This window comes from Acinetobacter sp. (genome assembly GCF_036659555.1).
Taxonomy (GTDB): domain Bacteria; phylum Pseudomonadota; class Gammaproteobacteria; order Pseudomonadales; family Moraxellaceae; genus Acinetobacter.
This window is the reverse complement of record NZ_JAVXCI010000098.1, coordinates 1-11,078: the sequence shown is the minus strand read 5'-3', so window position 1 is coordinate 11,078 and position 11,078 is coordinate 1. Positions and strand designations below refer to the sequence as shown.

Genomic DNA, 11,078 nt, shown 5'->3' with positions numbered 1-11,078 from the left:
CTGATGCTGAAATCGAAGCGATGATTAAAGATGCTGAAGCGAATGCTGAAGAAGACCGCAAGTTCGAAGAACTGGCGAAAGCGCGCAACGAAGCGGATGCATTAGTATCTTCTTCTCAAAAAGCGGTGAAAGACCTTGGCGAGCAAGTGACTGCTGATGAAAAGACTGCTGTTGAAACGGCTGTCGCTGAGCTTGAAGCGTCTACCAAAGAAAATGACGTAGATGACATCAAAGCCAAAACTGAAGCGCTGCAGAACATCATTATGCCGATCACGCAGCGCGCTTATGAAGCTGCTCAAGGCGCAGCTGGCGGTGCGGAAGGTTTCGACCCGAATGCATTCGGCGGTGATGCCGGCCAACAGCAAAAAGCGGACGACGGCGTTGTAGATGCTGAGTTCACTGAAGTTAAAGACGACAAAAAATAATTTGACGCTTTAATTCAGCCCGGAAGGGCAAATAAAAGACCGCGCGCAAGCGCGGTTTTTTATTGAAAAGCGCATTTCAAAAGCGTGAAATTTCGGCTACATTATTTTAAAAATTAAACTTAACCCATACTTATGCGTATTATCGCGATTGCTTTGGTCACGCTGGCTATTCTATTTTTCAGCTATCAGTCCCGCAGCCATTACCAGCTCCGCTACAACTCATGGCCTGACCGCCTGCTGCATCCGCTGGATACGCGCCTGCGCTATCAGGTTGCGGAAGTTGATCCGCGCTTTGGCCTGAGCAGGGATGAAGTGATTCAGCTCAGCCGGGAAGCTGCTCAAATCTGGCAGGACGGCACCCAGAAGCCTTTATTTGTCTACGATGAGCATGCCCGGCTGCAGATCAGGCTGATCTATGATGAGCGGCAGGCGGAATACAATGCGTTCAAGAAAACCCAGCTGCAGCTGGGCCGTGAAAAAAACAATAATCAGCGGATCTCAGACAATTTAGACAGCTCCAAAAGCAGCCTGGAGCAGATGCAGCGCAGCTTAAGGCAGCAGCAGATTCAGCTGCAGGCGGACTACCAGTACCTTTCGCAGCAGCGCCAAAGCTGGAGCCGGCTGGAAAACGCAGGCGCGGAAAACCGCCAGCGCATTGAAGCGCAATATCAGGCGCTGCGGGATAAAGCGCGCCGCCTGGACAGCGACATTGCCTACTATAACCGGCTGAACAGCCAGTTTAACCAGCAAATCAGCCAGCATAACAGCAATATTGAGCGCTATAACTGGGGCGTGATTCAGGCCAAAAACCGCTTTCCGCCGCGCGAATTCCACAAGGGCGTCTTCATGGGCGATCAGATTCATATTTACCAGTTTGACGCCAAAGATGACCTGCGCCTCGCCCTGGCGCATGAATTGGGCCATGCCCTTGGCTTAGGCCATCATGCCGATCCGCAAGCCTTGATGTACCCGGTGCTGGGCGAGCAGGAGCTGCAGCGCTTTAAGCTCAAGCCGGCGGACCAAAGCCTGCTGTATGCGCGCTGAACGGCGGCCGCAGGCTGCAAAACCCTATAATTTCTATAGGCCTATGCCAAGGATATTGAACTGCGGGCAGCCATTTCATGCTATTGTGAAGGTCAAGCCTAATCTGAAAAATTTGAGTGGAGAGCAGTGTGAGTTACTACCATATCTTAATTGAAGTGAATGACCACATCAGCACAATTGAACAGACGCGTGATATCGAAATTTTTGATATTACGGAGATTCAGCCTTATCTCCATTCAATTTTGCTGCCTTTTTTCAATGAGCAGCTGATTGAGCTGGATGATGAGAATCTTGAATTCAAGGATGTGCTGCATCTGGAAATCAAGCAGACCCTGCTGCCGATCCGCGATTTAATCGAGGAAGAGCAGAAACTGCTGCCGAGCGATACCGATGTCACCATCACGGCATATGAGGTTTTCAACAACCGCGACTTGAGCCAGGATGTGACCGCGGTGATTTTTGACCTGCTGGACGCCATCAAGCTCGACCCTGAAGCTTAAGCCGAAAAAAGCCCCCGGATTTTCCGGGGGCTTTTTGCTGTTCAGGGCTGGCTTGCTTAGACTGAGAATGATGAGCCGCAGCCGCAGGTGGTGGTGGCATTCGGGTTTTGCACCACAAAACGCGAACCTTCCAGGCCCTCAATATAGTCGACCGTTGAGCCGACCAAATACTGGTAGCTGAGCGGATCGACCAGCATTTTAACGTCGCCGTTCAGGTATTCGGCATCATCTTCATTTTGGCTTTCGGCAAAGTTGAATCCATAAGAAAAGCCTGAACAGCCGCCGCCCGTGACATAAACACGCAGCATCAATTCCTGATTACCTTCACTGTCACGCAATTGGCGCACCTTATTGGCAGCATTTTCAGTCAGCACAAGCGCTTGGGCATTCATGATGGATTCCTCTGATCGGTTCGGGCATCTTTAAAAAAAAGACCATATTTCAAGTATAGCATACCCGATATATGGCCAGTCTTGCAGATTTAAAGTCAAATCAGAGCGATTTTATCAGGATTGCTTATAGTTCTCATCCTGCAGGGCGCATTCAAAGTTTTTCGGCTCCTGCCTGCAGCGGAACTGCCACAGCAGCTTCATCATGCGCTTTTCATACACGCCGCGCCGGGTCAGGTCAATGCGCGCTTCCCGCATCATTTTCTGATAGCCCGGCTTATCGGCCGCCGGCACATCCATCCAGTATTTTTGAGGAATGTCCGACTTCATTTTGCCTAAAATATTGAATGCGCGCGGCAGCTGGCCCTTCACCCATTCACGCGACTTCTGCCCGTAGCCGGCCGGAAACTTATCCGAGTGAATAATAATATTGCCGGTCACCTGCAGTATTGGATAGTTGACGATCGCGCCTTTGGCGCCCAAGCCCTTGTGCAGTTCCAGCGGCTTGAAGACCGCGGCCGGCGCGCCGATAATATCCACTTGGCCGTTGTTGAATTTGGCGCCGAAATTGGTGACATCGGCGCTGACCGCCTGCGCCCCGACCTGCTGCACCATGATTTTCTGCGCTTCATCGTAATCCAGCACCGCAATTTTCTTGCCGGCGGCTTTCGCCACGCTGTTGATGCTGCGGTCATTGACCAGCAGATAGGCATCCCCCACCGGCACCACGCCGGCCACTTCATAGCGCCCTTTCAGCATGCTTTTGGCGAATGCCGGGCTCGCCAGGCCCTGCATGACTTTCACCGCCAGATTCAGATCCGGAATTGCGCCTATGGCGTCCAGCGAGCCGATGAAGGTATTGAACTGGCGGCCGCGCATGCCGGTCACGCTGATGCCGTCGCATTTTCCGGCCTTAAAGTCTTCGGCAATCACCGCTTCATTCTGCCCGACGCGCAGCTCAATGTCTGCGCCCCAGTTTTTAGCGGCCAGCTGATAGTCCTTCATCAGGGCATACACATCGCCGCTCTTGCCGACCAGATCAAATACACAGAGCACCTGCTTCGCCTGCGCAGCGCCGGCGGCAGCCATTAATCCTGCGCCGAATGCGCAGGCCCTTATCCATTGCTTTGTCATGAGGTTGCTGTCCTTATTGCCTTATTTTCAGTATTTTTATTGTTTTCCCGGGTCAGACTGTTCCGCCCATTTTTTCCTGTCCCCCGCTTCCCTCCGCGCCTGAAAGCGCCAAAAAAGCCTAGAATTTTCCAGGCTTCTGCTCCAATTGCCGGATTACTCGCCGCCAAGCGAGCATTCAAAGTTAGCCTTATCGACAGAGCAGCGGGCTTTTTTCAGCACGCTCATCATCGATGCATCATAAATGCCGCGCGCGGTCATATCCATGCGCCCTTCACGCAGCAGTTTCTGATACTTGGTTTTGTCGTCAGCGCTCAGATTCATTTTATATTTTGCAGGAATGCCGGCTTCCGAACGGCCGATCATTGCAAAGCTTTTCGGCAGGTTTTTTACAAACCAGTCGCGGGATTTCTGGCCAAAGCCGGCCGAGAACTGATCCGGGCGGATAATGAAATCCGCTGTCACCTGCAGCACCGGGAAGTTGAACACCGCGCCATTGCTGCCTAAGCCTTTATAGATTTCCAGCGGCTTATAGGCGTAAGCCGGCGCGCCGACCATGTCGACCTGGCCATTATTGAACTTGGCGACAAAGTTGGACACATCGGAAATCACCGCCTGCGCGCCGACGCGCTGCACCATGATTTTCTGCGCGTCATCATAGCCCAGCACTGCAAACTTTTTGCCGGCGGCTTTTTCAATCGAATTAATGCCTTTATCCCGCACAAAAATGAAGGCTGAACCGAGCGGCGCAATGCCAGCCACTTCATATTTTTTGCCGCTGAAGCTGCTGGTCATTTTGCTTTCATTGCGCTTGTCCAGGGCAAAAGCAATTGCGCGCTTGGCGATTTCATTGCTGGGCGCGCCGCCCAGCGCATCAATCGAACCGGCGAATTTATTGTACTGGCGCGCGCGCATGGCGGTCATGAAGACGCCGTCGCATTTTCCGGCTTTAAAGTCATTGTCCGCCACGGCTTCGTCCTGGCGCGGAATCAGGTTGACTTCAGCTCCCCAGCTTTTGGCCGCCAGCGCCCATTCCTGCGCCATTTGAAAAGATTCGCCGGATTTGCCCAGCAAATCGAATACGCAGATGTCCACTTTTGCAGCCTGCGCCGCGCCGGCAAATCCGATTGCAGAAAGCGCAGCCAGTGACAGGAAGGTTTTTTTCATTGTATTTATCCTTTTTAGAATCTTTTTGTTTCAGGGGTGTCCATACACGCATCAAATATTAAGCAAGTTATCTGCAAAAAAATAGAGCATTTGCTTCATTTCTTGATGTCATTTCAGCCTATTTTTTCCAGCTGCAATCCGCACTGCTGCGAAACTTCAGATGATTTTCAGCATTTCTCATTAAGTTATAAAAATTGAAGCCATTCTTTCGCAGCCTATGCCTGTTTGCAGGAAAGCACCGGCAGCTGGAGCATTCACCGCCGGAAAATCAATCATGCCGCCCTGGCTGCCCAGGCCTTTATAAATTTCCAAAGGCGTGCATGATCCGCCGGCCTTGCCCAGCACATCAAATGCGCAGGCATTCACTTTGGCCTGAATGTGCCCGGAGCAGGCCCAGATCCCCAGCGCAGCTAAAGTCAAAATTCCCTTTTTCACCGCCTTCAATATTGCTTTATTTTTATTCAATTTATGGATTGAATATAGGCAGCTTTTTTCCTGCGCCTAGGCAGCAGCTTAAATTTCCGACAAATGCCTGGCGGATGGAACAGGCCCCGCCCTAGGCTGCGATCCTGCACAAAAATAAAACCGGCGCTTTTTTTGTTTTTGCTCAGGCTTCCTTTAGAATAGGCGCATCTTTTCGGTGTGTTTTGACAGTTTAATGATTCAGCTAGATCAGCTTTCCATCCGCCGCGGCGGGCGTGTTTTATTTCAAAAAGCCTCCATGCAGCTGCATCCGGGATGGAAAATCGGCTTGACCGGCGTGAACGGCGCCGGAAAATCCACCTTATTTTCCGCGCTTCTGGGCGGCATGGAGTCGGACAGTGGCTCGCTGACGCGCCCTGCGGTGTGGACCGTGGCGCATATGGCGCAGGAAATCAAAGCCCTGCATATGAAGGCGATTGATTTTGTTTTATCCGGCGATGAAGAGTTCTGGGAAATTCAGAATCAGCTGAATCATCCTGAAAGCCTGAATGATGATGAACTGGCGCATTTATACGGGCGCTTTGACGAAATCAGCGGCTATTCCGCGCCGTCCAAAGCCTCGCAGCTGATGGCCGGCTTAGGATTTTTTGAGCATCAGTCGCAGCTGGATGTCGCCAGCTTCTCCGGCGGCTGGCGCATGCGCCTGAATCTGGCGCGCACCCTGATGAGCCGTTCAGACCTGCTGCTGCTGGATGAACCGACCAACCATCTAGACTTAGACGCCATCTTGTGGCTGGAAGACTGGCTGAAAGCCTATGAAGGCACCTTGGTGCTGATCTCGCATGACCGCGATTTCCTTGACGCCATTACCGACCATATCCTGCATATTGAAAATCAGGAGCTGATCTTATACACCGGCAATTATTCCACTTTTGAGCGCACCCGCAGCGAGCGCCTGGCGCAGCAGCAGCAGGCTTATGAGAAGCAGCTGGAAACCCGCGCGCACCTGCAGAAATATATTGACCGCTTTAAAGCTCAGGCCACCAAAGCCAAGCAGGCGCAAAGCCGCATCAAGCAGCTGGAGCGCATGCAGGAATTATCGGCCGCCCATGTCGATACGCCGTTTACCTTCAGCTTCCGCGAGCCGACCAAAATGAGTTCGCCGCTGCTGCAGCTGGAGCATGCCGATATCGGCTATGGCGATAAGCTGATTGTCACTGATGTCAATCTGCAGATTACCCCAAGCAGCCGCATCGGCCTGCTGGGCATGAACGGCGCCGGAAAATCCACCCTGATTAAGTCTTTAGTCGGCGATCTGCCGCTGCTGCGGGGCCTCCGCAAGGATTCCGAGCTGCTGAATATCGGCTATTTTGCCCAGCATCAGATGGATGCCCTGGACGGCAATGCCAGCCCCATGCTGCAGCTGGCGCGGATTGCTGACAAAAAAATCAGCGAAGCCGCCCTGCGCGCATTTTTAGGCAGCTTCGGCTTCAGCGGCGAGCGCATGGATACGCCAAGCGAAAGCTTCTCCGGCGGCGAGCGCGCGCGGCTGGCTTTGGCGCTGATTGTCTGGCAGCGCCCGAATGTCCTGATTCTGGACGAGCCGACCAACCATTTGGATTTGGATATGCGCCATGCGCTGACTATGGCGCTGCAGGATTTCCAGGGCGCAGTGGTGCTGGTTTCGCATGAGCGCCAGCTGATTGCCAGCGTCTGCGATGAGCTGATTTTAGTGCATGGCGGCCAATGCCGCGAATTTGACGGTGATTTAAGCGCCTATGCAGACTGGCTGCGCCAGGCGCGCGCCGACATGATGAAAAACGGCCAGCAGCCGGCTGCGCCAGTGCAGTCGCAGGTAGCCGCAAAGCCTGCGGTTTCCAAACTGGATAAGGAAGCGCAGCGCAAGGAAACAGCGCGCCGCCGCGAACTCAGCCGCCCTATCCGCAAGCAGATTGAACAGTGCGAAGCGCAGATGGAAAAAATCCAGCCCCGCTTAGCCGGAATTGAAAATCAGCTGGCGGACAGCGCTGTATATGACGCCGGCCGCAAGGATGATTTGCTCAAGCTGATGAATGCGCAGGCCGAACTGAAAGCGCAGCTGGAGCAGGCCGAAGAGCTGATGCTAGAGCTGATGATGGCGCTGGAGGAACTGGAAAGCTCCTTCGCAGATTAAGCTGCGCACAGCGCGGCAGGGCAGCAATCTGCCGGCTGTTCTGCTCCGCGGCTTGATCAGTATCGGACGCGGCAGCGGATAAATCCTGAATATCCTGCATATTTTTGGCTGTGGCGGCATTCTGCTCGCCGGCCGGCTGCTGCGGGCTGGAAAGATCATGAAAGATTTTATCTGGGATGGCCTGCAGATCCTGCGCATTTTTTGCAGCTTTAGCCAGCAGCGCAGGATCAGCGCTGCCAGCTTGGGTTTGCCAATGGCAGCGGCCGCGCCGGAAAATGGAATGAAGAGAGAAATACTGAAATAAATTAAAAACTTGGATATAAAAAATTGAATAACTGAAACAGCGGCTGAATTGAGGCTGCATACTGACAGCCACTTTTAAGCTAATTTATTGATATTAAATAAAATATATTCAAAAAAATAAATGTCCTTCATGCTTCAGGCATTCAATGCCCGCCTGCGCCATTGTTTAGCTTTACTTAAAAAGCGCTTTTTAGAATTATTTAGTTTTTCTAAACTCAAATAAACATGCATCTGCCTGCGCACCGCCAATCACACCGCGCGGCTGGAATGCAGGCGCACGGCATTTTTAAATTCAAAACAGCCGCGCAAATAAATTTAAATTCATTGCCGATGCTTTAAATTCAAAAAATTCTGCAGTTTTTTAAATTTATTTCAAGCCCACAGCCAAAGCTGTGGATAAAATTATACTTTCCGCACAGAATTTTGAACAGTTTAATTTAGATTCTTATCCACAGCCGGCTGTTTTTAATGCGCGGCAGGCGCCGCTTCAGCCATTTTTTATTTTTATTTGAACTGATTTTTCTTTGCTTTTCTGCTTTCAATGCTCAATGCGCGGCGGCCCGCTCGGCTTTTAAAAAGCGCAGTTCCTGAATTTTCCAGACGCCGCTGTAGCGCCAGATTTCCTTAATCTGCTGCCGGCTTTCCCGCAGGCCAATCAGGATGCGGCATTCGGTCTGCGCGCGGTCGAACTCAAATTCTTCATATTCAACATCCGGCTTTTTCGGTTTCCAGACCCCGTTTTTAACCGCATGCGCAATCCGCTCATAGCGCGTATAGCTGCTTTCCGCACACCCTTCCCGCTCATACACCACCGTGAAATGCTCGCCCTCATACTGGGCCAGAACCGCATAATTGCCGGTAAAAAAGGCATTGACCCAAATATCGCGGGCCTGTTCCAGCTGATTATCCATCCTAATGACCTCTGATTGCGCTGCGCAGAAATTCCTGCTTCCAGCATCATGACAGCTCTATAAGTCAATTTGATAACATTCAGACTAGCTGCAATTCAATCGGCTTTTAAAAAAAACAGCATAAAAAAAGCATCCCAAAGGATGCTTTCAAGCCAGTTCTGCAGGCCAGTTAAGCGTCAATATCCGCGTTCAGCGCATTCTCTTCAATGAAGGCGCGGCGCGGCTCCACATCATCGCCCATCAGGCAGGAGAACATGCGGTCAGCCTCAATCGCATCCTGCACAGTCACCTGCAGCATATTGCGGTTTCCAGGATCCATCGTAGTTTCCCAAAGCTGCTCCGCATTCATCTCGCCCAGGCCTTTGTAGCGCTGGATCATCATGCCGCGGCGCGAATCCTGCAGAATCTGCTGCCAGACCTGATGGAAAGAGCTGACGCCAATTTTGCGCTCGCCTTTCTGCAAATACGCGCCGTCTTCCAGCAGCGTAAACCAGCTTTTGGAATTTTTCAGCAGGCGCGCATACTCGCCCGAACCCAGCAGGCCGGCATCCAGTAGATAGCTGTGCGGCAGGTTGTGCACATAAACGGTAATGCGCGGCAGGTAAGTCTGAATTTTCTGGCCTTCGGCGCTTTCTTTTTCCAGCACTTCCAAAGACAGTTCCGGACGCAGGCCCGGCTGCGCTGTTTCAATGGCAGCGCGGACCTGTTCACCCCACTGCTGCACATAGTCCCGCTCTGCGGTCTGCTCCAGTTTAAAGCCTCCAACCGCGATCAGGGCATCCAATAGGCTTGCCGGATAGCGCAGCGTTAAGCGCTGCAGGCTCTTCTGCGAAGTCTGGTAGTCGGCAATCACGCCTGCCAGCGCTTCGCCGCGGATGGCCGGCGCCTCTGCGCTGATGTGCAGCTCAAGCTCATCAATGGCATTGGAAATCAGGAAGGTTTCCAGCGCATCATTGTCCTTGATGTACTGCTCCTGTTTGCCTTTTTTCAGCTTGTACAGCGGCGGCTGCGCAATATAGATATGGCCGCGCTCCACCAGCTCCGGCATTTGGCGGAAGAAGAACGTCAGCAGCAGGGTGCGGATGTGCGAACCGTCCACGTCAGCATCGGTCATGATGATGATTTTATGGTAGCGCAGCTTGTCCGGATTGTATTCCTCGCGGCCGATGCCGCAGCCCAAGGCGGTAATCAGCGTGCCGACTTCGGCAGATGAAATCATCTTGTCAAAGCGCGCGCGCTCAACGTTCAGGATTTTGCCTTTTAAGGGCAAAATCGCCTGCATCTTGCGGTTGCGGCCCTGCTTGGCGGAACCGCCCGCGGAGTCGCCCTCGACCAGATACAGCTCAGACAGGGCCGGATCTTTTTCCTGGCAATCCGCCAGCTTGCCCGGCAGGCCGGCAATATCCAGCGCGCTCTTGCGCCGCGTCATTTCACGCGCCTTGCGGGCAGCGTCGCGGGCGCGGGCAGCGTCAATAATTTTGCCGGCGATGGATTTCGCCGCCTGCGGGTTTTCCAGCAGGTATTCAGAGAATGACTTATTCATTGCCTGCTCAACAGCAGACTTCACTTCGCTGGAGACCAGCTTTTCCTTGGTTTGCGAAGAGAATTTCGGATCCGGCACTTTCACTGAAACAATCGCCGTCAAGCCTTCGCGCGCGTCATCGCCGGAAACCAAAACCTTCTCTTTCTTGAGCAGGTTTTCGCTTTCCATATAGCTGTTCAAGCCGCGGGTCAGCGCCGCGCGGAAGCCGGCCAAATGCGTGCCGCCGTCTTTCTGCGGAATGTTGTTGGTGAAGCAGCGCACATTTTCCTGATAGGTGTCATTCCACTGCAGCGCCACTTCCACGCCAATGCCGTTTTCCGCCTGCGTGGTGAAATGGAAAATGTCATTCAGGTGGGTTTTGCCCTGATTAATGTATTTGACAAATTCAGACAGGCCACCTTCATAGTCAAAAACATGCTCGGCATTGATGCGCTCATCACGCAGCACAATGCGCACGCCGGCATTCAGGAACGACAGCTCGCGCAGGCGGCGCGCCAGAATATCGACATTGAAAATGGTTTGGCTGAAGGTTTCAGCGCTTGGATAAAAACGCACCGTGGTGCCTGACTCGGCTGTTTCGCCAATTTCGCGCAATTTATAAACAGGATCGCCATGACGATATTCCTGTTCAAACACTTTGCCGGCGCGGCGGATATTCAGCAATAATTTGCTGGACAGCGCATTGACGACGGAAACGCCCACACCATGCAGGCCGCCTGACACTTTATAGCTGTTGTCGTCAAACTTGCCGCCGGCATGCAGGATGGTCAAAATCACTTCAGCTGCAGATACACCTTCTTCCGGGTGAATATCGGTTGGAATGCCGCGGCCGTTATCTGAAACGCTGACGGATTCATCCTCATGAATGGTCACCAGAATTTCGTCGCAGTGGCCTGCCAGCGCTTCATCGATGGCGTTGTCCACCACCTCAAACACCATGTGGTGCAGGCCTGAACCGTCATCTGTATCGCCAATATACATGCCTGGACGTTTACGAACAGCATCTAGGCCACGCAATACTTTGATACTAGAGGAATCATAAGCCTTTTCATTGGTTTGTTCTGTTTGA

The 11,078-nt window shown here is 52.6% G+C and carries 10 protein-coding genes; 4 read left to right on the top strand and 6 right to left on the bottom strand.

Going from position 1 to position 11,078, the window contains the following annotated elements; genetic code table 11:
• The 3 genes from RSA72_RS12285 to RSA72_RS12275 all read left to right on the top strand — a co-directional run.
• The coding region (locus RSA72_RS12285; RefSeq protein WP_332621779.1) for an Hsp70 family protein at positions 1 to 425 on the top strand (425 nt) is incomplete at its 5' end.
• 132 nt (positions 426 to 557) lie between these two features.
• Positions 558 to 1,469: a matrixin family metalloprotease gene (locus tag RSA72_RS12280; protein ID WP_332621780.1), complete on the top strand. Its 912-nt coding sequence runs from the start codon at positions 558 to 560 to the stop codon at positions 1,467 to 1,469.
• 116 nt (positions 1,470 to 1,585) lie between these two features.
• On the top strand, positions 1,586 to 1,969 hold the full coding sequence (locus RSA72_RS12275) for a hypothetical protein (RefSeq protein ID WP_332621781.1): 384 nt from the start codon (positions 1,586 to 1,588) through the stop codon (positions 1,967 to 1,969).
• A gap of 56 nt (positions 1,970 to 2,025) precedes the next feature.
• Here the strand turns inward: RSA72_RS12275 and erpA are convergent, their stop codons facing one another.
• From erpA to RSA72_RS12255, 4 genes are all read right to left on the bottom strand, one after another.
• Positions 2,026 to 2,361, bottom strand: coding sequence for an iron-sulfur cluster insertion protein ErpA (gene erpA, locus RSA72_RS12270; RefSeq protein ID WP_068910485.1), 336 nt, complete (start codon positions 2,359 to 2,361; stop codon positions 2,026 to 2,028).
• Between the two features lie 114 nt (positions 2,362 to 2,475).
• Positions 2,476 to 3,447, bottom strand: a complete 972-nt coding sequence (locus tag RSA72_RS12265) for a putative solute-binding protein (protein WP_332621801.1) — start codon at positions 3,445 to 3,447, stop codon at positions 2,476 to 2,478.
• Between the two features lie 198 nt (positions 3,448 to 3,645).
• Positions 3,646 to 4,656 (bottom strand): putative solute-binding protein, encoded by a 1,011-nt coding sequence (locus RSA72_RS12260; RefSeq protein ID WP_332621782.1) that lies wholly within the window; start codon positions 4,654 to 4,656, stop codon positions 3,646 to 3,648.
• A 180-nt stretch (positions 4,657 to 4,836) separates the two neighbouring features.
• Complete coding sequence (locus RSA72_RS12255) at positions 4,837 to 5,091, bottom strand: hypothetical protein (RefSeq protein ID WP_332621783.1); 255 nt, start codon at positions 5,089 to 5,091, stop codon at positions 4,837 to 4,839.
• 223 nt (positions 5,092 to 5,314) lie between these two features.
• On the opposite strand from RSA72_RS12255, the gene RSA72_RS12250 reads away from it, so the two are divergent.
• Positions 5,315 to 7,252, top strand: coding sequence for an ATP-binding cassette domain-containing protein (locus RSA72_RS12250; RefSeq protein ID WP_332621785.1), 1,938 nt, complete (start codon positions 5,315 to 5,317; stop codon positions 7,250 to 7,252).
• Positions 7,253 to 8,100: 848 nt separating this feature from the next.
• Here RSA72_RS12250 and RSA72_RS12245 read toward each other — a convergent pair.
• A complete protein-coding gene (locus RSA72_RS12245) occupies positions 8,101 to 8,466 on the bottom strand; it encodes a hypothetical protein (RefSeq protein WP_332621786.1) in 366 nt (121 codons plus the stop codon).
• Between the two features lie 169 nt (positions 8,467 to 8,635).
• Positions 8,636 to 11,078: DNA topoisomerase (ATP-hydrolyzing) subunit B (gene gyrB, locus RSA72_RS12240; protein WP_332633246.1), on the bottom strand; the 2,443-nt coding region annotated here is incomplete at its 5' end.